Origin of the sequence: Streptomyces sp. ISL-87, assembly GCF_018614095.1 — a bacterium.
Classification (GTDB): Bacteria; Actinomycetota; Actinomycetes; order Streptomycetales; family Streptomycetaceae; genus Streptomyces.
In genome coordinates, this window is the sequence record NZ_JAGGOY010000047.1 from 1 (window position 1) to 20,470 (window position 20,470).

19 protein-coding genes, 3 tRNA genes and 3 pseudogenes are annotated in these 20,470 nt (G+C 71.8%); 19 read left to right on the forward strand and 6 right to left on the reverse strand.

What is annotated here, in order from left to right:
- The 11 genes and pseudogenes from J7I97_RS18690 to J7I97_RS18740 form a co-directional block, all read left to right on the forward strand.
- A pseudogene (locus J7I97_RS18690) lies at nucleotides 1-270 on the forward strand (NADH-quinone oxidoreductase subunit C); the annotation flags it as partial.
- Nucleotides 267-1,226 (forward strand): complex I subunit 1 family protein, encoded by a 960-nt coding sequence (locus tag J7I97_RS18695; protein WP_214936347.1) that lies wholly within the window; start codon nucleotides 267-269, stop codon nucleotides 1,224-1,226. The pseudogene J7I97_RS18690 and the gene J7I97_RS18695, both read left to right, overlap by 4 nt.
- Nucleotides 1,226-1,754 (forward strand): annotated as a pseudogene (locus J7I97_RS18700) (NADH-quinone oxidoreductase subunit I); the annotation flags it as partial. The gene J7I97_RS18695 and the pseudogene J7I97_RS18700, both read left to right, overlap by 1 nt.
- Before the next feature lie 574 nt (nucleotides 1,755-2,328).
- The gene (locus J7I97_RS18705; RefSeq protein ID WP_214936349.1) at nucleotides 2,329-2,928 is read left to right on the forward strand and encodes an NADH-quinone oxidoreductase subunit J; all 600 of its coding nucleotides are present in this window, start codon (nucleotides 2,329-2,331) and stop codon (nucleotides 2,926-2,928) included.
- A complete protein-coding gene (gene nuoK / locus J7I97_RS18710; RefSeq protein ID WP_214936351.1) occupies nucleotides 2,928-3,302 on the forward strand; it encodes an NADH-quinone oxidoreductase subunit NuoK in 375 nt (124 codons plus the stop codon). Before J7I97_RS18705 ends, nuoK begins: the two co-directional genes overlap by 1 nt.
- Nucleotides 3,299-5,284 carry an NADH-quinone oxidoreductase subunit L gene (locus J7I97_RS18715; protein ID WP_214936353.1) on the forward strand — a complete coding sequence of 662 codons (1,986 nt, stop codon included), beginning with the start codon at nucleotides 3,299-3,301 and terminating at the stop codon, nucleotides 5,282-5,284. The genes nuoK and J7I97_RS18715 overlap by 4 nt, the downstream gene beginning before the upstream one ends.
- Before the next feature lie 38 nt (nucleotides 5,285-5,322).
- Complete coding sequence (locus tag J7I97_RS18720; RefSeq protein WP_214936355.1) at nucleotides 5,323-6,882, forward strand: NuoM family protein; 1,560 nt, start codon at nucleotides 5,323-5,325, stop codon at nucleotides 6,880-6,882.
- Nucleotides 6,879-8,459: an NADH-quinone oxidoreductase subunit N gene (locus J7I97_RS18725; RefSeq protein ID WP_214936357.1), complete on the forward strand. Its 1,581-nt coding sequence runs from the start codon at nucleotides 6,879-6,881 to the stop codon at nucleotides 8,457-8,459. Before J7I97_RS18720 ends, J7I97_RS18725 begins: the two co-directional genes overlap by 4 nt.
- Nucleotides 8,460-8,660: 201 nt before the next feature.
- Nucleotides 8,661-9,524 (forward strand): zinc metalloprotease HtpX, encoded by an 864-nt coding sequence (gene htpX / locus J7I97_RS18730; protein WP_214936359.1) that lies wholly within the window; start codon nucleotides 8,661-8,663, stop codon nucleotides 9,522-9,524.
- Nucleotides 9,521-9,913, forward strand: coding sequence for a YccF domain-containing protein (locus J7I97_RS18735; protein ID WP_214936361.1), 393 nt, complete (start codon nucleotides 9,521-9,523; stop codon nucleotides 9,911-9,913). The genes htpX and J7I97_RS18735 overlap by 4 nt, the downstream gene beginning before the upstream one ends.
- Before the next feature lie 189 nt (nucleotides 9,914-10,102).
- Nucleotides 10,103-10,627 carry an SMI1/KNR4 family protein gene (locus J7I97_RS18740; protein WP_214936363.1) on the forward strand — a complete coding sequence of 175 codons (525 nt, stop codon included), beginning with the start codon at nucleotides 10,103-10,105 and terminating at the stop codon, nucleotides 10,625-10,627.
- On the opposite strand, the gene J7I97_RS18745 is transcribed toward J7I97_RS18740, so the two are convergent.
- From J7I97_RS18745 to J7I97_RS18755, 3 genes and pseudogenes are all read right to left on the reverse strand, one after another.
- A complete protein-coding gene (locus J7I97_RS18745; protein WP_214936365.1) occupies nucleotides 10,611-11,846 on the reverse strand; it encodes an APC family permease in 1,236 nt (411 codons plus the stop codon). The genes J7I97_RS18740 and J7I97_RS18745 overlap by 17 nt on opposite strands.
- Before the next feature lie 258 nt (nucleotides 11,847-12,104).
- Nucleotides 12,105-12,561, reverse strand: a pseudogene (locus tag J7I97_RS38605) (SulP family inorganic anion transporter); the annotation flags it as partial.
- A 290-nt stretch (nucleotides 12,562-12,851) separates the two neighbouring features.
- Complete coding sequence (locus tag J7I97_RS18755; RefSeq protein WP_214936367.1) at nucleotides 12,852-13,340, reverse strand: YajQ family cyclic di-GMP-binding protein; 489 nt, start codon at nucleotides 13,338-13,340, stop codon at nucleotides 12,852-12,854.
- A gap of 201 nt (nucleotides 13,341-13,541) precedes the next feature.
- Here J7I97_RS18755 and J7I97_RS18760 point away from each other — a divergent pair.
- Nucleotides 13,542-13,623 (forward strand) — tRNA-Tyr (locus J7I97_RS18760).
- A 58-nt stretch (nucleotides 13,624-13,681) separates the two neighbouring features.
- On the opposite strand, the gene J7I97_RS18765 is transcribed toward J7I97_RS18760, so the two are convergent.
- Nucleotides 13,682-14,179 carry a hypothetical protein gene (locus J7I97_RS18765; protein WP_214936369.1) on the reverse strand — a complete coding sequence of 166 codons (498 nt, stop codon included), beginning with the start codon at nucleotides 14,177-14,179 and terminating at the stop codon, nucleotides 13,682-13,684.
- A gap of 105 nt (nucleotides 14,180-14,284) precedes the next feature.
- On the opposite strand from J7I97_RS18765, the gene J7I97_RS18770 reads away from it, so the two are divergent.
- A complete protein-coding gene (locus J7I97_RS18770) occupies nucleotides 14,285-14,725 on the forward strand; it encodes a DUF3574 domain-containing protein (protein WP_308366067.1) in 441 nt (146 codons plus the stop codon).
- 54 nt (nucleotides 14,726-14,779) lie between these two features.
- Here J7I97_RS18770 and J7I97_RS18775 read toward each other — a convergent pair whose 3' ends face one another.
- Nucleotides 14,780-15,436 carry an SDR family oxidoreductase gene (locus tag J7I97_RS18775; protein ID WP_214936373.1) on the reverse strand — a complete coding sequence of 219 codons (657 nt, stop codon included), beginning with the start codon at nucleotides 15,434-15,436 and terminating at the stop codon, nucleotides 14,780-14,782.
- A gap of 54 nt (nucleotides 15,437-15,490) precedes the next feature.
- Nucleotides 15,491-16,939 (reverse strand): amidohydrolase family protein, encoded by a 1,449-nt coding sequence (locus tag J7I97_RS18780; RefSeq protein ID WP_251058946.1) that lies wholly within the window; start codon nucleotides 16,937-16,939, stop codon nucleotides 15,491-15,493.
- 433 nt (nucleotides 16,940-17,372) lie between these two features.
- Between J7I97_RS18780 and J7I97_RS18785 the strand changes: the two genes are divergently transcribed.
- From J7I97_RS18785 to J7I97_RS18810, 6 genes are all read left to right on the forward strand, one after another.
- Nucleotides 17,373-17,445 (forward strand) — tRNA-Thr (locus J7I97_RS18785).
- Nucleotides 17,446-17,493: 48 nt separating this feature from the next.
- A tRNA-Met gene (locus J7I97_RS18790) sits at nucleotides 17,494-17,566 on the forward strand.
- A gap of 89 nt (nucleotides 17,567-17,655) precedes the next feature.
- Nucleotides 17,656-17,820, forward strand: coding sequence for a 50S ribosomal protein L33 (rpmG, locus tag J7I97_RS18795; RefSeq protein WP_030986111.1), 165 nt, complete (start codon nucleotides 17,656-17,658; stop codon nucleotides 17,818-17,820).
- Between the two features lie 124 nt (nucleotides 17,821-17,944).
- A complete protein-coding gene (locus J7I97_RS18800) occupies nucleotides 17,945-18,397 on the forward strand; it encodes a MaoC family dehydratase N-terminal domain-containing protein (protein ID WP_214936375.1) in 453 nt (150 codons plus the stop codon).
- Between the two features lies 1 nt (nucleotide 18,398).
- Nucleotides 18,399-18,827, forward strand: coding sequence for a MaoC family dehydratase (locus J7I97_RS18805; RefSeq protein ID WP_214936377.1), 429 nt, complete (start codon nucleotides 18,399-18,401; stop codon nucleotides 18,825-18,827).
- A gap of 934 nt (nucleotides 18,828-19,761) precedes the next feature.
- Nucleotides 19,762-20,331, forward strand: a complete 570-nt coding sequence (locus J7I97_RS18810) for a TetR/AcrR family transcriptional regulator (protein ID WP_214936378.1) — start codon at nucleotides 19,762-19,764, stop codon at nucleotides 20,329-20,331.
- Nucleotides 20,332-20,470 lie beyond the last annotated feature (139 nt).

Genomic DNA, 20,470 nt, shown 5'->3' on the forward strand with positions numbered 1-20,470 from the left:
CCGGCCGCCCCGGCGGATGCCGAATCGGCAGGCGGGCCCACCCCATCGGCGGAACCCGAAGCGCCGCGACCCCGCCGCACGGCACCCCGTAGCGCGGACGCCCCCTGGCACAACCCGAAGCCTGCCTTCGAGGAGGAGGGGGAGCCCGCCCCACCGGCCGAGCCCGCCGAGCCCGCCGCAGGCGAATCGGCCACGCCTCCCAAGCCCGCCGCAGGCGAACCGGCCCCTGAACCCGACCCGACCACCCCCGACAACGGAGGCGACGCGTGAACGACGTCCTCGACGTCGCCCTGCGGCTGATCGTCGTCTTCGCCGTGTTCCTCGTGCTCCCGCTCGTCGTCGGGCAGACCGAGCACAAGGTGATGGCCCACATGCAGGGCCGCCTCGGCCCCATGTACGCCGGCGGCTTCCACGGCTGGGCCCAGCTCGTCGCCGACGGCGTGAAGTTCGCGCAGAAGGAAGACATCGTCCCGGCCAACGCCGACCGCCGTATCTTCCAGCTCGCCCCCGCCGTCGCCCTCCTCCCGTACCTCCTCGTCCTCATCGCCGTCCCCATCGGCCCCGGCGAAGGCGCGGTCGGGCAGGTCATCGACGCCGGGCTGTTCTTCGTCCTCGCCGTCATGGGCATCGGAGTGCTCGGCAGCCTGATGGCCGGCTGGGCCTCCGCCAACAAGTTCTCCATGCTCGGCGGCCTCCGTACCGCAGCGCAGCTGCTCGCCTACGAGCTCCCCATGCTGCTCGCCGCCGCCTCGGTCGCCATGGCCGCCGGGACCGTCTCGCTCCCCGGCATCATCGGGGCCTTCCAGTGGTGGTGGCTGCCCTGGCAGATCACCGGCGCGCTCGTCTTCTTCACCGCCGGCCTCGCCGAACTCCAGCGGCCCCCCTTCGACATGCCCGTCGCCGACTCCGAGATCATCTTCGGCGCGTACACCGAGTACACCGGCCTGCGCTTCGCGCTGTTCCTGCTCGCCGAATACGCCGGCATCGTCGTCCTCTGCGCCCTCACCACCGTCCTCTTCCTCGGCGGCTGGCACGGCCCCGTCGCCGACGGCTGGGTCTGGACCCTCCTCAAGACCGCCATCCTCGCCTTCGTCGTGATCTGGCTCCGCGTGAGCTACCCCCGGCTCCGCGAGGACCAGCTCCAGAAGCTGTCCTGGACCGTACTCATCCCGCTCGCGCTCGCCCAGATCGCGCTCACCGGCATCGTGAAGGTGGCGATCCAGTAATGCCCCCCATCCCCGGCTCCGGCCTCGCCAAGGGTCTGGCCGTCACCCTGCGCACGATGACGAAGCGCTCCCACACCGCCCAGTACCCCGAGGTCCAGCCCGAGCTCCCGCCCCGCTCCCGCGGGGTCATCGGCCTGTTCGAGGAGAACTGCACGGTCTGCATGCTGTGCGCCCGCGAGTGCCCCGACTGGTGCATCTACATCGACTCCCACAAGGAGACGGTCCCGGCCGCCGCCCCGGGCGGCCGCGAGCGCAGCCGCAACGTCCTCGACCGGTTCGCCATCGACTTCTCCCTCTGCATGTACTGCGGCATCTGCATCGAGGTGTGCCCCTTCGACGCCCTCTTCTGGTCGCCGGAGTTCGAGTACGCGGAGACCGACATCCTCGAACTCACCCACGAGCGCGACAAGCTGCGCGAGTGGATGTGGACCGTGCCGGCCCCGCCCGCCCTGGACCCGGCCGCCGAGGAACCCAAGGAACTCACCGCCGCCCGCAAGTCCGCCGAAAAGGCCGCAGCCGCCACAGCCACCACACCCCCCGCCCCCACCCCGGCCACGGGCACGCCGTCCACCCCGGGCACGCCGGGCGCGCCCGCCACCCCGGCCACCCCGGCCGCCCCGGCCACCCCGGGCACGCCGGGCGCGCCCGCCACCCCGGCCCCGGGTACCCCGGCCGATCCGGGCACGCCGGGCACGCCGACGGCCCCGGCCGATCCGGGCGCGCCCGCCACCCCGGGCACCTCGGGTACGCCGGGTAAGCCGGACACCCCGGGTAAGCCGGGTACACCGGCCGATCCGGCCACGCCGGGTAAGCCGGACACCCCGGGCACCCCGGCCGATCCGGGCACCCCGGCCGATCCGGGCACGCCGTCCACCCCGGGGTCGCCGACGGCCCCGGGCACGCCGGCCACGCCGGCCACGCCGGGTAAGCCGGACACCCCGGGTATGCCGGACACCGCGGGTAAGCCGGGTACCGATCCGGCCACCCCGGGCACGCCGTCGCCCCCGGCCGTGCCGGGCACGCCTGGAGCCCCCGGCACAGACGGCACAGACGGCACACCCGGAACCGGTACCCCCGAGGCCCCCGCGGGAGGCACCGCCTGATGTACGCCGCCCAGCTCGCAGCCGCCGCCCAAGGCCACGGCCACGGCCACGGCTTCCTCTCGCCGACCGGCGTCGAGATCGCCTTCGTCCTCGTCGGCCTCGCCACCCTCGGCGCGGCCGCAATCACCGTCACCACCAAGCAGCTCGTGCACGCCGCCCTCTGGCTGGTCGTCGCGCTCGGCGGCATCGCCGTCGAGTACCTGCTGCTGACCGCCGAGTTCATCGCCTGGGTCCAGGTACTGATCTACCTCGGTTCCGTGGTCGTCCTCCTCCTCTTCGGGCTGATGCTCACCAAGGCCCCCATCGGCCGCTCCCCGGACGCCGACTCCCACAACCGCTGGGTCGCGCTCGGTGTCGCCACCGCCGCGGCCGGCGCGCTCGTCTGGGTCGTCGTCGACGCCTTCCGCACCACCTGGATCGATCTCGACGGCCCCGCCCAGGGCTCCACGAAGGTCTCCGGCGAGATCCTCTTCCAGCACTGGGTACTGCCCTTCGAGGCGCTCTCCGTCCTCCTCCTCGCGGCCCTGATCGGCGCCATCGTGCTCTCCCGCAGGAACGACCCGGCCAACACCGACACCAGCGACAAGGGGCAGCGCTGATGCACCTCGCCTACCCCGCCGTGCTCGCGGCGCTCCTCTTCTGCACGGGCCTGTACGGAGTGCTCGCCCGCCGCAACGCCATCCTGGTGCTGATGTCCGTCGAGCTGATGCTCAACGCCGTCAACCTCAACCTGGTGGCTTTCGACGTCTGGCTGCGCGACACCCTGCACGCCGGCCAGGCCCTCACCCTCTTCACCATCGCCATCGCCGCCGCCGAGATCGGCATCGGCCTCGCGATCGTGCTGATGGTGTACCGCAACCGAGGCACCTCCGACGTCGACCGGCTGCGCGACACCGCCGAAGGCCACGAGCCCGCCCCGACCGCCCCGACCGCCACGGCCGCCCCGAACACCCCCAGCGAGGTCACCGCGTGAGCACCACGACCCTCGCCGTCCTCGTTCCCCTCCTCCCCTTCCTGGGTGCGCTGACGGGGCTGCTCTTCGGCCGCGCCGCCCCCGGTTTCGTCCGGCCGCTCGCCGTCCTCCCGACGCTGGCCGCAGCCGTACTGGCCGTGTTCGTCGCCGTCCGCCAGGGAGGTGGCCCGGCGATCGAGACCGCGACCGAACTGACCCCGACCGGCTCGGTGCCGATCGAGCTCTCCCTCGACCTGGACGGCTTCGCCGTCGTGGTAGCCGTCCTGGTCGGGGTCGTCGCCACCTGCGTACAGCTCTACTCGACGGCGTACCTGCGCGAGGACCCGCGCTACCCGTCGTATGCCGCTCTGGTCTCACTGTTCACCTCCGCCATGCTGCTCGTCGTCTACTCCGGCGACCTGATGGTGCTGCTGGTCGGCTGGGAGATCATGGGCATCTGCTCGTACTTCCTGGTCGGCCACTACTGGGAGACCGAGGCGGCCCGCTCCGCCTCCCTGAAGGCCTTCCTCGTCACCAAGCTCGGCGACGTCCCCTTCCTCATCGGCCTGTTCGCGCTCGCCACGGACGCCGGCTCGTTCCAGATCACCAAGATCCTCGGCACCGTCGCCTCGGGCGGGCTCGACCACCCGACGCTGATCGCGCTGCTCCTGCTCGCCGGAGTCGCCGGCAAGTCCGCGCAGTTCCCGCTGCAGACCTGGCTTCCGGACGCCATGGCGGGCCCCACTCCGGTCTCCGCGCTGATCCACGCAGCGACGATGGTCGCCGCCGGTGTCTACTTCATCGCCCGCCTCCTCCCGGTCTTCGCGGCCTCCCAGGTCGCGCTGGTGGTCATGGCCGTCATGGCGGCCACGACGATGGTCGGCTCGGGCCTCGCCGCCCTGGCCCAGGACGACATCAAGCGCGTGCTCGCCTACTCCACGATCGGCCAGCTCGGCTACATGACCGGGGCCCTGGCCGTCGGCGACCGTGGGGCCGCCGTCTTCCACCTCCTCTCCCACGGCGCCTTCAAGGCGCTGCTGTTCCTCGGTGCGGGCGTGATCATCCACGCCGCCGGTACGAACTCCCTGGCTGCCATGTCCCGTATGGACGGCCTGGCCAAGCGCATCCCCGACGCCTTCTGGACCATGACGGTCGGACTCCTCGCGCTCGCCGCGATCCCGCCCTTCGCCGGCTTCTTCTCCAAGGAAGCCGTCCTCGTCGCCGCCGAGCACGCCGCCGGCGGCCACTCGGATTCGGCGCCCAGCGCGGCCGGCTGGCTGGTGCTGGTCGCCGGTGTGCTGACCGCCCTGCTCACCGCCGCCTACGCCACCCGGCTGTGGCTGATGGCCTTCCGCGGCCGGGGCGCCGCCGCCCCCGACCACGGCAAGGAGCCCCTCGCCATGACCGGCGTGCTGTGGCTGCTGGCGATCCCGTCGGTTGCCTTCGGCCTCGCCGCGGGCCCGCTCGCCGACTGGTTCGACGGCAAGGAACTCAGCCCCACACTGACCACCTCGATCCTCGGCACCGGCGCGGCGGCCATCGGCGTGATGCTCACCTACGCCCTGTGGCAGCGCGCCGCGGCCAAGGACGGCATCGGAGTTCCCGCGTCCGTCGCCGCCGCGGAGTCCGCCGCCGAGACCCCCGAGGTCGCCGAGGTCACCCACGACCACCCCGCCGTCCCGGCCGGCCCCGCGCCCGACCCCGGTCGCGCCCTCCTCGGCCCGCTGTACCGCCACGCGGCCGACGGATTCCACCTCGATGCCGTCTACGACCGGCTCTTCGTCCGCCCCGTCCGGGCCGCGGCCGGCCTCGTCCGCTTCCTCGACCGCGAGGTCGTGGAGGCGTACGTCCAAGGAGCGGGCATCGGCCCCCGGCTGCTCGGCAGCCTCGTGCGCCGCGCCCAGACCGGCAACGTGCAGAGCTACCTGAGCGCCCTGCTCGCCGGCGCCGTGGTCCTGGCGATCGCCACCGCCGCCCTCGCCAACGTCAACGCCGGATCGTGAGCCGTGAGTCAGCCGTGATTGATATCAGCCCGTCCGTGATGCAGTTCCTTCTGGCGTTCATCGTGGCCGCACCGCTCCTCGGCGCCGTCGCGGCCCTCCTGCCGGCCCCGCCCGGGCTCAAGGGCCGCAGCCCCGAACAGGCCGTGCTGCGCCACGGCGTCACCGTGACCGGAGTGATCCTCGCCGCGGCCATCGCCCTCGCCCTGGGCTTCGACCACGACGCCCCGTCCCGCTTCCAGGCGACGACGGACATCAGCTGGATCCAGGCGCTGAACGTCCGGATCCACCTCGGCATCGACGGCATCTCGCTCCCCCTCCTCCTGATGACCGCGCTGCTGTTCTTCCTCTGCGCGCTCTACAGCTACTTCAAGCTCCCCGAAGGCCCTTCCCCGAAGGCCTTCGTCGCGCTGCTCCTCGTACTCGAGTCCGGCACCCTCGCGACCTTCGCCGTCCTCGATCTGCTGCTGTTCTTCCTCGCCTTCGAGATGGTCCTCATCCCGATGTACTTCCTCATCGCCCGCTGGGGCGGTGCTCAGCGGCAGGCCGCCGCCTGGAGGTTCATCCTCTACACGCTCCTCGGATCCGTGGTCATGCTGCTCGGTCTGCTGCTGATCGGACTGAACAGCGGCACATTCGACATGGTGGCACTCGCCTCTGACAATGGCCGCGAACTGACCCACACCACCCAGATCCTGGCCGTTCTGGCCATCGGTATCGGCCTCGCCGTGAAGACCCCGATGTGGCCGCTGCACAGCTGGCTCCCGGACGCGCACACCGCCGCGCCCACCGTCGGATCCGTCCTGCTCGCCGGCGTCCTGCTCAAGATGGGCACGTACGGGTTCGTCCGCATCCTGCTCCCCGTCACCCCCGACGGCATGGCCACCTTCGCCCCGTACCTGGGCGCCTTCGCCGCCGTCGGCATCGTCTACGGGTCCCTCGCCTGCCTCTCGCTGGCGCGGAAGGGCAACAAGGGCGACCTCAAGCGCCTCATCGCGTACTCCTCCGTCGGCCACATGGGCTTCGTGCTCCTCGGCATCGCGTCCATGACCCCCACCGGCGTCAACGGCGCGCTCTTCGCCAACATCGCCCACGGCCTGATCACCGGCCTCCTCTTCTTCCTGGTCGGCGCCCTCAAGGACCGTTACGGCACCGCCGACCTGGACACCCTCGCCGGGGCCACCGGCGCCGCCCTCTACGGCCGCGCCCCCCGCCTCGGCGCGCTCCTCGCCTTCGCGGCCGTCGCCTCCCTCGGCCTGCCCGGCCTGGCCGGCTTCTGGGGCGAGATGCTGGCGCTGTTCGGCGCGTTCGAGCCGGCCGAGGGCCTGTCCCGGCCCGCCTTCCTCACGTACATGGCCTTCGGCGCGTTCGGCACGCTGCTCACCGCCGCCTATCTTCTGATCGTCGTACGGCGCGTGTGTATGGGCGACCCGAAGGCCCAGAGCGCTGCCACCGGCGCCCTCGCGGACATCCAGCACTACGAGTTCGCCGCCTGGACCCCGCTCGCCGCCCTCACCGTCCTCGCCGGCCTGTGGCCCGCAGTCCTCCTCGGCCTCACCGACCCGGCCGTCCAGAAGCTCCTCGCCGGAGGCACCTCATGACGGTCCTGTCCGCCCTTTCGGCCGTTTCCGCCGCGTCGGGCGTTTCCGCCGCTCCGGCCGAGACCCCGAACCTGGTCCAGTCCGTCGACTGGCTCGCCATCGCGCCCGTGGTCATCGCCGCCACCGTGGGCCTGGCCGTGCTGCTCGCCGACCTCTTCGTACCGGAGAAGCGCAAGCCGCTGCTCGGCTGGATCTCCGTAGCCGGCCTGGCCGCCGCGACCGCCACCCTGCTGCCGCTGCGCGCCGGCGACCGTGCCACCTTCTGCCTCACCGGCGACCCCGGCGCGTGCAGCTACACCGCAGACCACTTCGCGCTGGTCATCCAGTTCCTGGTGCTGGCCGGCGCCCTGGTCACCGCCCTGCTGTCGGTCACCGCCGTCAGCGACCTGCGCATGCCGCCCGGCGAGTACTGGTTCCTGCTGCTCTCCTCCGCCGCCGGCGCGGCCCTGCTGCCCGCCTCCCGCGACCTCGCGACCCTGATCGTCGCCCTCGAAGTCGCCTCGCTGCCCGCCTTCGCGCTCGTCGGCATGCGCCGCGGCGACCGGCTCTCCTCCGAGGCCGCCCTCAAGTTCTTCCTCTCCTCCGTCACCGCCACCGCCGTCTCGCTCCTCGGCGTCAGCTTCGTCTACGCCGCCACCGGCTCCCTGCACCTCACCCAGGTCGCCGACCGGCTCGAAGACGTCCCCGGGCAGCTCGACACCCTCGCGATGGCGGGAGTCGCGCTCACCCTCGTCGGCTTCGCCTTCAAGACGGCCGCCGTCCCCTTCCACTTCTGGGTCCCGGACACCTACGTCGGCGCGCCCCTGCCCATCGCCGGCTACCTGTCGGTGATCGGCAAGGCTGTCGGCTTCACCGGCCTCATCCTCGTCACGGTGATCGCCTTCCCGGCGTACTCGGAGATCTGGGGCCCCGCCCTCGCCGTCCTCGCCGCGCTCACCATGACGCTGGGCAACACCGCCGCGCTGCGCCAGTCCGCGGACCGCACGAACAGCGCGGTACGGCTGCTGGCCTGGTCCTCGGTCGGCCAGGCCGGCTATCTGCTGGTCCCGATCGCGGCGGCCGCGTACTCCGAGCGCGACCAGATCGGCTCCACCGTCGCCTACGCGCTCATGTACGGCGCCGTGAACCTCGGAGCCTTCGCCGTGGCCGCGCTGGTCGCCCGTACGAAGCCGCTGCACCGGATCAGCGACTACCGCGGCCTCTACGCGCAGCGCCCCGCCGCCGCTCTCTCGCTGGCCTTCTTCCTGCTCTGCCTGGCCGGACTGCCGCCGGGCCTCATCGGCCTCTTCGCCAAGGTCACCGTCTTCAAGGCCGCCGTCGACGCGGGCCTGGGCTGGCTGGCCGTGGTCATGGCGGTCAACGTCGTCATCGCCCTGTACTACTACCTGCGGTGGACGGCCCTGCTCTTCCGGGCACCGGAGGAGGGCGTGGCAGAGGCCTCGGGCGAGGCCGCCCGTACGACCTCCCCGTGGCCGGTCACCGCGGCGATCGTGCTCACCGCCGCCACCGCGCTGGTGCTCTCCGGCGCCCCCCAGCTGGTCATGCGCTTCACCGCGGGCAGCCTCTTCCCGCAGTAGCCCTTACCCGTACGGAGTAACGCTGCCGCCGCCCCGCCGCCCCCGCGACAGGGGCGGCGGCCCCGGCACGCCCTGGGAACCAGACGCGGTCACCTCGCGTTGACCAGGAAGGGAGGGTCCACTGGACCGCAGACCCTCAGATCCTCAGATCCTCAGATGCTTGACGGGGGGTCCCCTGCCGCACCATTTGGAGGGCGTACCGTGCACCGCCGGCACAACGGGCTGAAGACCGCCGTACTCCTGGGCGGGCTGTCCGCACTCATCATCCTCATCGGAAGCTTCTTCGGTCGGGGCGGCCTGATCGTCGCCGTTCTCATCGCCCTCGGGACGAACGCGTACGCGTACTGGAACAGCGACAAGCTGGCTCTACGCGCGATGCGCGCCCGCCCCGTCAGCGAGTTCGAGGCGCCCGCGCTCTACCGCATGGTGCGCGAGCTCTCCACGTCCGCGCGCCAGCCCATGCCCCGGCTCTACATCTCGCCGACCGAGGCCCCCAACGCCTTCGCCACCGGCCGCAATCCGCGCAACGCCGCGGTCTGCTGCACCGAGGGCATCCTGCGCATCCTCGACGAGCGCGAGCTGCGCGGCGTCATCGGCCACGAGTTGAGCCATGTCTACAACCGAGACATCCTGATCTCGTCGGTCGCCGGAGCCCTCGCCTCCGTGATCATGTTCCTGGTGAACTTCGCCTGGCTGATCCCGGTGGGCCGGTCCGACGACGACGAAGGCCCCGGTCTCCTCGGCATGCTGCTGATCATGATCCTCGGTCCGCTGGCCGCGTCGGTGATCCAGCTCGCCATCAGCCGCTCGCGCGAGTACGAGGCCGACGCGTCCGGCGCCCAGCTCACCGGCGACCCGCTCGCCCTGGCCAGCGCCCTGCGCAAGCTCGACGCCGGCATCAAGCAGCTCCCGCTGCCCCCCGAGCCCCGACTGGAGACGGCGAGCCACATGATGATCGCCAATCCGTTCCGCCCCGGCGCAGGCGTTTCTAAGATGTTCTCGACTCACCCCCCGATGGCCGAGCGCATCGCCCGGCTCGAACAGATGGCAGGCCACGCGCAGTGAAAACAATCCTGAACGTCATATGGCTCGTACTCAGCGGCGTTTGGCTGTTCCTGGGGTACTGCCTGGCGGGTGTGCTCCTCTGCATCACCATCATCGGCATCCCCTTCGGCATCGCCGCCTTCCGCATCGCGGTGTACGCCCTCTGGCCCTTCGGCTACACCACGGTCGAGCGCCGCGACGCGGGCGCCGCCTCCTGTATCGGCAACGTCCTGTGGCTGATCCTGGCGGGCTGGTGGCTGGCCCTCAGCCACATCGTCACCGGCATCGCCCTCTGCGTCACGATCATCGGCATCCCCTTCGGCATCGCCAACTTCAAGATGGTCCCTCTCTCGCTGCTCCCGCTGGGCCGCGAAATCGTCCCGACGGACGCGCCGTTCGCCTCTCGGTGACGCGGTTCGCCCTGGGGGGCGAGGCCGAGCGGCACGTCGAGATCGTCCTGGCCTGACCGGTTCAGCCGGTTCGGCTGGTTCGGACGGTTCGGACGGTTCGGCTGGTTCGGACGGTTCGGACGGTTCGGCTGGTTCGGACGGTTCGCGCAGGTCAGGGCGATTGTCAGTGGGGTCGTCCACTATGAACGCATGAACGAGACCGAGCAGTTGCTGGAGCAAGTCGCACACCGCGTACGCAACTCCGCGCAGGGGCACGGAAAGCCCCTGCCGGCCCCGCTGGAGGCCGAGGAGCCGGCCCGGGCCGCGTGCATACTCGGCTTCGCCCTGCCCCCGCTGCTCGCCGGTCTCCACACCCGCGTCGGGGTGAGCGGGCTCGGGCCGGAGGGCGGGCTGATGCCGCTGCCCGAAAGCATCGCCGCCTACGAGCGCATGCGCGCCTCAGGCTGGCGCTGGCCGGCCGGCGTGCTGCCGATAGCCGACCACGGCTGCGGGGTGTACGCCTGCGTCGACTGTCAGTCGGACACCGCCCAAGTCCTGCTGTTCGACCCGAATCCGGGGGCGCCGGAGCTCGCCTGGTCCATCGAGGCCCGGAGCCTCGCCGACTGGCTGCGCGGCTGGCTCGGCGGCACCGCCTGGTACTGCGAGGACTCCGGCGCGGGGGAGGAGTACGACCTGGAGCTGACGCCCTGGGCCGGCTTCAGATCCCGGGTGTGAGCCGCCTCCGTACCCCGTAGGCCACCGCGCCCAGCGCCAGCACCGCCGCCCCCGCGACCGCCGACGCGAACGGCAGCGCGCAGGCCAGCACCACACAGCCGGACAGCCCGACCGCTGCCACGGCCCGGCCCTTGACACCTGAATCGAGAGTCCACGCAGAGACGTTCGCGATCGCGTAGTAGGCCAGCACGCCGAACGAGGAGAAACCGATCGCGCCCCGCAGATCACTGGTGGCCGCGAGAACCGCCACCACCGCACCCACAGCCAGCTCCGCATGGTGCGGCACCTGATACCGGGGATGTACGGCGGCCAGCGCGCGCGGCAGGTGGCCGTCCCGGGCCATCGCCAGGGTGGTCCGCGACACCCCGAGCACAAGGGCGAGCAGCGAGCCCAGCGCGGCCAGAGCCGCCCCGACCCGGACCACAGGGGTCAGGCCGGGCCAACCGGCCGCACGCACGGCGTCGGCCAGCGGAGCAGTGGACCCCGCCAGACCGTCGGAGCCCAGCACCGACAGCGCCGCCACCGCTACAGCGGCGTACACCAGCAGGGCGATCCCCAGGGCGAGCGGCACCGCCCGCGGGATCGTGCGCTCCGGATCACGCACCTCCTCACCCAGGGTGGTGATCCGCGCGTAGCCCGCGAAGGCGAAGAAGAGCAGCCCCGCGCCCTGCAACAGCCCCGCGCCGCCCCAGTCCGAGCCACCGAGCCGCCCGGCGTCGGCCGCGCCGGAGGACAGGCACACCACGACGACCCCGGCCAGCACCGCCAGCACCGCCGCCACGATCACCCGGGCGATCCGGGCCGACTTCTGCATGCCGCCGTAGTTCGCGGCGGTCAGCGCCACCACCGCCGCGACGGCCACCGCATGCTGCTGCCCGGGCCACACGTAGGCTCCGACGGTGAGCGCCATCGCCGCGCAGGAGGCGGTCTTGCCGACCACGAAGCCCCAGCCCGCCAAGTACCCCCAGAAGGGCCCGAGCCGCTCGCGCCCGTACACGTAGGTCCCGCCGGAGGCCGGATAGCGGGCGGCCAGCCGCGCCGAGGAGTGCGCGTTGCAGTAGGCCACCAGTGCCGCCAGCGCGAGAGCCGCCAGGAGCGCCCCGCCGGCCGCGCGTGCCGCCGGGGCGAGCGAGGCGAAAATACCCGCTCCGACCATCGCCCCCAGTCCCACGACGACCGCGTCGAAGACTCCCAGGGTGCGCTTCAGCTCTGTGTTCACGGGCGGAGGGTAACCGGCCTAGATGACGCCTTCCCGTCCGGGGAGCGGCGAGCGCTGCCGCTCCCACCCGTCGAGGGCGGTCAGGCAGGCATGGTCGAGATGACGCAGCCCGCTCAGATCGAGCCGTACCGATGGCCCGTGAGGCAGTGCGTCGAGGGTGTCCAGGAGCTTGGGCAGCCGCAGGAAGCTGGCGTTCCCCACGACGCGGACGCACAACTCCCGGCCCCGAGAGCGACGGCGGCCCAGTCGGCCCCCGCCGAGCGAGGCCACTCCGCCGAGTTTCTCCAAGGTCTTGCCCGGCGCCTGCACACCCCCCAGGGCGTACAGCTGTCCGGCGATCAGTACGAGCCCGATCCCGGCCAGCATCCCGTGTACGACGGCGACGGAGATCGCCCGGAACCATCTCCCGAGCCGCAGGACGCCCATGCCCAGCTGCACGACCCCCGCGGCCAGCACCAGCACCCCGAGCGCCGGCAGACCGTGCGCCCGTACCGCCTCGTAGACGAGCACGGTGAGCCCCGCGGCCGGCCCGCTGACCTGGAGCGAGCTCCCCCGGAACCACCCGGTGACCAGCCCCCCCGGCCACCCCGGTGACGATCCCCAGCTCGGCCGGCACCCCGGAGGCGACGGCCACCCCGACACAGAGCGGTAGCGCCACCAGTGCGACGACGACGGACGCTCCGAAGTCTTCGTGGAAATTGCCGGCCCCAGGCATGCGAGAACCCCCTGCCACGCGGTGATGGATGGCACCAGCGTGCTGGGCGCATCCGCCCACGCCTAGTGACCACAGGGGGCCGGGGAGGGGCGTGCGCCGCGCACGCCCCGCACACACCATCCGAGCGCCGACCTCGCACCATTCGCCCTGGGGAAGGGCCGGCCCGGAGATCCGTGGCCGGACGGCCGGGACGCAACGAGGGCAGCCGTCGAGGCGGTCCTCGGCGATCTGCCCCCGTTGTGCCCTGAGAGGGTCGCCCTACGGGCGTATGCGCAGGTTGGAGTCGCTGGTCAGCGGTAGTTCACGAACTGGATGGCGAAGTCCAGGTCCTTGCCCTTGAGGAGCTGCTGGATGGCCTGGAGGTCGTCGCGGCTCTTGGAGCTGACGCGCAGCTCCTCGCCCTGGACCTGCGCCTTGACGCCCTTGGGGCCCTCGTCCCGGATGATCTTCGCGACCTTCTTGGCGTTCTCCTGGGAGATGCCCTCCTCGATGGTGGCGAAGATCTTGTACTCCTTGCCGGACAGCTGCGGCTCGCCGGCGTCCAGCGCCTTGAGCGAGATCCCGCGCTTGATCAGCTTGGTCTCGAACACGTCGAGGATGGCCTTGACGCGCTCCTCGGAGTTCGCCTCCATCAGGATCTTCTCGCCGGACCAGGCGATCGACGCGCCCGTGCCCTTGAAGTCGAAGCGCTGCGAGAGTTCCTTGGCGGCCTGGTTGAGGGCGTTGTCGACCTCCTGCCGCTCGACCTTCGAGACGATGTCGAAACTGGAGTCGGCCATGTGCTGTGGCTCCTTGAAGTCGGCTGTGGTGTGCCCCGGAGGGTGCGGCCGGACATCCCCGGACCGCTCGACAAAGCCTAGCCACCGCGCCCGCCGGGAGCGCTGATCAATCCGGTGGCGAAGCACCCCCGGCCATCAGGTATCGTTTACGTCGTTGCCACAGAGCACCGCCCCAAAGCGGCCTCACCGGCGACATCCCATGGCGGTGTGCCCGAGTGGCCAATGGGAGCGGACTGTAAATCCGTCGGCTTAGCCTACCCAGGTTCGAATCCTGGCGCCGCCACGCGATGTGAGACCCCCGTTACTGCGGAAACGCAGTGACGGGGGTCTTCTCGCATGCGTCACTCCACCGACAGGTGGTACGTCGTGTCGACCCAGAAGCCGTCCTTGGCCGCCGCCTTGATCTCCAGCACGAACTGGCCCGCCGGGAGTGGACTGAGGCCGCACCACAGCCCCCAGGCGATCCGGGGTATCCCCATGACGGGGAACGGCTTCGAGGAGAACTCGCTCAGCGACAGCGGCGAGCCGTTCAGGTCCGCCTCCGCCCGCTCCACGTCCAGCCGCCACGGCCTGGTCACGAACGGCACCGCCTTGCGCTCGGTGTTCAGGACCGGGAAGAACACCGGCCGGCCCGCGGGGATGCCGCACCGCCGCACCACCCGTCCGCCGTACGTGCCCGCGAGGAACCAGAGATCCTCGGGCTGCCGCCAGTCGGCGTACCTCCCCGTGGTGTCGCTGACCGGGCTCCGGTCCTCCGGCGCGGACAGCGCCCACTGCCACCACCGGGCGGCCAGCCGGCCGCCCTCCGCCTCGTCGATGCGCCAATCACCGTCGCCCATGCCCCACCCCGGCACCTCGTGCGACCGTCCCCTGCGGTCGATTTCGTTGTGACCCTATCGGGCGGTCAGCCCGTACCAATGAGGGCATTCGGTCGTTCATCCGGCGTGAACTGGACTTCTGACACGCGCAGCAAGGTAGGGGGCGGAGTACTGCTCGCCCTGCTCGGCGCCGGGCTCCCGGCCCTGGTGGGGGCGGCACTGCACAGCCATGTGGGGGAGGCGTACGAGGAGACCCGGCTGTACTTCGGCACCGCGCGCCCCGACGGCAGGCCCCCGATCGGGGAGGATGAGTTCATGCGGTTCCTGGACCGCGAGATCACCCCCGCCTTCCCCGAGGGGCTGACCGTCCACGACGGCTACGGGCAGTGGCGCGGGCAGGACGGCAAGTCCGTCCGCGAGACCTCGTACGAGGTGGTGCTCCTCTACCCCGAGAAGGAGGCCGAGGACCGCAGCGTGCGCATCGAGCGGATCCGGCAGGCGTACGAGGCGCAGTACCAGCAGGACTCGGTCGGGCGGTCCGACGACAAGGTGAGCGCGGAGTTCTGACCGTGACTCAGCGGGCCGGCCCGGCTCGGTCCGTCCAGCCCGCCCCGGATGCGCTCAGTTGCCCGCCACGTCCTTGACGGCCACCGCGACCGGGATGGATCCGGAGACGAGCTCCAGGGTCAGACCGGCTGTCGCCGGAGTCTCGATCAGCTCCGCCAGTACCGCCGCCACATCGTCGCGCGCGATCGCCCCGCGCCCCGTGCGGGCCTCCAGCCGGACCAGGCCCGTACCGGCGTCGTCGACCAGCGAGCCCGGGCGCAGCACCGTCCACTCCAGGCCCAGGCGGGTACGGACGTGGTCGTCCGCCTCGCCCTTCGCCCGCAGGTAGGCGTCGAACACGTCATCGCCCTCGTGCCAGGCGTCCGCGCCCATCGAAGAGACCATCAGGAAGCGCCGTACGCGGGCCCGTTCGGACGCGTCGGCGAACAGCACCGCCGCGCCCCGGTCCACCGTGTCCTTGCGCGCGATGCCGCTGCCGGGCCCCGCGCCGGCCGCGAACACCGCCGCGTCCGCGCCCTGAAGGATCCCCGCCACATGCTCGACCGACGCCGACTCCAGGTCGCAGAGCACCGGCTCGGCGCCCGCCTCCCTGAGGTCGTCGCCTTGTGCCGGATCGCGGATGATGCCCGCGACCTCGTACCCGCGTGCGGAGAGCAGCCGCTCCAGCCGCAGCGCGATCTGACCGTGTCCACCCGCGATGACGATGCGCATGTCCCGACCGTACGACGAGCCGGGCTCCCACGCCCGCGAACACCCGGCGAACGTTCAGGGTCCGGGCTCCGTACGGCCCTGTCGGGGCAGGTCCAGGGCCACCGCCACGGCCGAGTCGCAGTACTCCCGTACCGCGCTCGTACGGGCTACCACCCTCCCCCGGTGAATCACGATCCGGCTGTAGGCCAGGGACAGCACAGCTGCGATCCGGTCTCCGCGTACGGCGAGCAGCTCGGCCGGGAAGCCCGCCTCCACCCGTACCTCGGGCAGGCCCATGGCCTCGCGGGCGGCGGCGCTGACCGACTCGTACGCCTCGGCGGCCCGGAGCCCGCCCTGGGAGGCCAGGAGGTACGCGGCTTCGAGCGGGTCCCCGCGGCCGACCGGATTCCCGGCGTCCCTTAGCGCCCCGCTGCCGGCCGCGACCCGGACCCCGGCCGCGCGCAGGAGGCGTACGGGCGCGGTGCGCAGGCCGCGGCGCTCCAGGGCCGCGCAGTCGCCCTGGGGCAGGCAGGTCACCCGTACCCCGGCTGCGGCCAGCTGGTCGGCGGCCCGGTTCGCCGCGTCGAGCGGCAGCCGCGCCAGGCCGCCGCAGGGGCCGATAGCCACCCCGGGGCGCAGTCCGCCGGCCATCGCCGCGAGCCGGGCCAGGCGGGCCGGATCGTCACCGTCCGTGTGCAGATCCACTGGGCAGCCGTGTTCGGAGGCGAGTTCCAGGACGGCTTCGAGGAAGCCGGTCGGGTCGGGGTCCAGGTCGGGGCAGCCGCCGATCACGGAGGCGCCCATTTTGACCGCGTCCCTCAGCATGGCGAGCCCGTCCGCGCCGGCCACGCCGGTCAGCAGCCGCGGTACGGCCACGGTCGTCAGGTCGGTGAGCCCGCGCAGCGAGCGGCGGGCCTGGAGCACGGCCTCCATGGGACCGAGGCCGTGCATGTCGCCGATCCGCACGTGGGACCGGACGGCGGTGGCTCCGTGGCCGAGCTGGAGCAGGGCCGCCTCGGTGGCCCGGCGCTGGACCTCGTCGGGGGTGTACGAGACCGGCCCCTCGCCGTCCGCCGTCAAGGCGGTGTCCCCGTGGGCGTGCGGCTCGGCGGGGGCGGGGAGCAGCAGGTAGCCGCTGAGGTCCACGCGGGACAGGGCGGGCGCGGGCAGGCTGCCCGCGGTGCCGACGGCCTGGATCCGGCCGCCGCTGAGCCGGACGTCGACGGTACGGCCGTCGGTGAGGCGGGCCCCGGCGAGCAGCAGGGTGGTGGCCTCGGCGGCGGCCGCGTACCCGCTGCCGACCGGGCGGGGGTGGGCGGGGCCGGGGCCGCGGGTGGGGCTGTGACCAGGGTTGTGGGCAGGGGTGTGACCAGGGGTGTGACCAAGGCCGTGAGCGGGGTTGTGACCAGGACTGTGGGTGGCGCAGGGGCCGTGGGCGGGATCGCGCTCGGGGCCATCGGCGCCGCCCTCGCCGCGGCCGCCACGCGGGGAGTGGGACGGCTGCTGCGGTTGGCTGTCGGACATCGCGCGCTCCTGCGGTGGCTCGGGCGGTTCCTGGGCGGTGGCGGTGGCGGTGGCCGTGGCCGTAGCCGTGGCCCGCGGCCCACGGCCCAAGATCACGCAGCGTGCTCAGAGCCTAGGGCGCGGGGCTGCCCGCTTCAGGGAAGAGCGCAATAGTCGTACCGGTGTGGTGCCCACGCGCTCCGGCGCGCGCCCGACCGCCTGACGGGGCGTGAGTGCGCCTGTGAGCTGGGTGTGACCCAGGGGGCGTCACCCAGGGGCGCGCCACCCACGCGTCCGGGTGTGAGCCCGCCCACAAACTGCCGGTGACTCGGCCGGAAGTGCCTCGCGAGTGCCTCACCCAGTGATCAAGAATCCCGGGCGCACCCCCTCCGAGCCCGGTCCCCGCAAAGGATTTGGGCGATGGGCGGGCAACCGTGTAATGTCTTCCTCGCTCGCCCCAATAGCTCAGTCGGTAGAGCGTCTCCATGGTAAGGAGAAGGTCTGCGGTTCGATTCCGCATTGGGGCTCTGGTGAGAGAAGTTCCCCACCCTCGGGTGGGGAGCCGATCACATCAAAGCGGCGTAGCTCAGTCGGTAGAGCAAGCGGCTCATAATCGCTGTGTCACCGGTTCAAGTCCGGTCGCCGCTACACACAGTAGCCGATTGCGGGGTCGGTCTCCCGATCGGCTACTCTTTTATGCGTTCATCCGTCCAATAGTCCGTCCAAGGAGCACTCACGTGGCTGCCACCGACGTCCGCCCGAAGATCACGCTGGCCTGCGTGGAGTGCAAGGAGCGGAACTACATCACCAAGAAGAACCGGCGTAACGACCCGGACCGTCTTGAGATGAAGAAGCACTGCCCGCGCTGCAAGTCGCACACCGCGCACCGCGAGACCCGCTGACCCCAGCGAAGTCTCGAATACAGGCACCGTCATGAGGTCGTCCCCTTCATCGGGGGGCGGCCTTGTGTCGTTTCCGTGCCCGTCTTTGTGTTTTTCGTGTTCCTTCTACAGGAGGTAGTGAGCCATGGCGCTCGACCAGTCCTTCGTGGGGCGGAGCTACCCGCCCACCGATCCGTACGAGGTCGGCAGGGAGAAGATCCGCGAATTCGCGGTCGCGGTGGGTGACGCCAATCCCGTCTACACCGACCCTGAGGCGGCCAAGGCGTTCGGACACCTGGATGTGATTGCTCCGCCGACTTTTGTGTTCGCGATCACTTTCGCCGCCGCGGGCCAGGTCGTCGCGGACCCTCAGCTGGGTCTGGACTACAGCCGAGTCGTCCACGGCGACCAGAAGTTCGCGTACTCCCGCCCGGTGCGCGCCGGTGACCGGCTCTCGGTGACCTCCACGATCGAAGCCGTGAAGTCGATGGCCGGCAACGACATCATCGACATCCGCGGCGAGGTCCACGACGAGACCGGCGAGCACGTGGTGACGGCGTGGACGAAGCTCGTGTCCCGCGCCCCCGAGGAGGCCTGAGATGACTGCGCAGATCCAGTACGCCGATGTCGAGGTCGGCACCGAGCTGCCGTCGGGGTCCTTCCCGGTGACGCGCGCCACGCTCGTGCGGTACGCCGGTGCGTCGGGTGACTTCAACCCGATCCACTGGAACGAGAAGTTCGCCAAGGAGGTCGGGCTGCCGGACGTGATCGCGCACGGCATGTTCACCATGGCCGAGGCGGTCCGCGTGGTGACCGACTGGGTGGGCGACCCGGGCGCGGTCGTGGAGTACGGCGTGCGCTTCACCAAGCCGGTCGTGGTCCCGAACGACGACGAGGGCGCGCGGATCGAGGTGTCGGGGAAGATCGCGGCCAAGCTGGACGACAACCGCGTCCGCGTGGACCTGACGGCCACGAGCGCCGGCCAGAAGGTCCTGGGCATGTCCCGCGCAATCGTCCAACTGGCCTGACCCCTGCCGCTGGCCGGGCCCCCTGCCGGTGGCCGGGCCCCCTGCCGGTGGGCGGGCCCCCTGCCGGTGGGCGGGCCCCGGGTCCGGGGGTGGGCCCGCGTCCGGTGGGTGGGCCCACGCCCTCCCTCGCCCCGACGGCCGGGCCTTGCCCTCGGCCGCCGGACCCCGGCTCCCCCGCGGGGCCCCTCCTTGGCTCGCCTTGGCGGTCGGGCCCGGCTCCGCCTCGGGGGTTTGTCCTTGGCTTGCCCTGGCGGTCGGGTTCCGGCTCTGCCCCGGGGGCTTGTCCTTGGCTCGCCCTGGCGGTCGGACCCCGACTCTGCCCCGGGGGCTTGTCCTTGGCTCGCCCCGGCGGTCGGGCCCGGCTCCGCGCCGGGGGATGGGCCGCCCGTCCGGCCAGTCTCGGGGCGCCCTGTCCGGTTCCAGGGGCTCCCCGGGCCGCGCGTCGGCCGGTGCCGGGAGCGACATGGGTATGGGGCAACGCCGGCCGGAACGGGTGCCAACGCCGACCCCAGCACCGGGTAGCGGCCAGCAGCACAGCGCCATTACCGACATGGGGCCAGCACTGGCCCAGCGTCAGCACCGCCCAGCAACGGCCAGCACCCGTCCCGGCCGGCACTGGCTCCGGCCCCGGCTCCGGCTCTCGGGCTCCAGGCCCGCACACCGGTGGGCCCCCTGGCACCCGTCCCGGCCCCGGCAACGGCCTCGGGCTCCGGCCCCGGCTCCGGCTCCGGCCCCGGCTCCGGCCTCCGGCCTCCGGCCTCCGGCCTCCGGCCCTGGGCCAGCAGACCGGCGGCCCTCTGGCACGGCGGCACCGGCACCGCACCGCCATGGCAGCGGCGCAGGCCCGCCTCGTCCCCCGCCCCCGCCATCTCGGCAGCCCGGTGCGAGGTAGGTAGGGGTTGCGGGGTTAGTGATTGGCCACTAACTTGGAGGCATGGCAAGGATGAGCGCAGACGAGCGACGCGAGAGCGTCATCCGCGCGGCGATGCACGAGTTCGCTCGCGGTGGGTACTACGGGACCTCCACCGAGGCGATCGCCAAGCGTGTCGGTGTCTCGCAGCCCTACCTCTTCCGCCTCTTCCCGAACAAGCAGGCGATCTTCCTCGCCGCCGCCGCCCGGTGTCTGCAGAACTCCTGCGATGTCTTCGCCGCCGCCGCCGAAGGGCTGCACGGCGAGGAAGCCGCGCACGCCATCGCGAACGCGTACACCCGGATGATCGCCGAGGAGCCCGAGATGCTCCAGATGCAGCTTCAGATGTACGTCACCGTCGCCGCCGCCGAGGCCGCCGGGGATCACGAGCTCGGCGAGCTCGTCCGGGCCGGCTGGATGGAGTTGTGGGACACCGTTCACGTGCCCCTCGGCGGCGATGTGGACGAAACCACGACCTTCATGGCGTACGGGATGCTGATCAACACGCTCTCCGCCATGGGCTTCCCGCCCGGCCACCGCGTCTGGGAAGGCCTGTATCCCTCTGCCCGGGTCAAGGGGCGCCTGGAGAAGTAGAGCCCGTCGGCCGTCGCCATCCAGCAACCGGTCCCCGTTTCGACGTAACCCGTCGCCGATCGCCACCTGCTCGACCGGCAATGTGCGGCGCGTTCTTCTGTCCACGAAAGTTAGTCAGCAATAACTAACAACCCCCAGG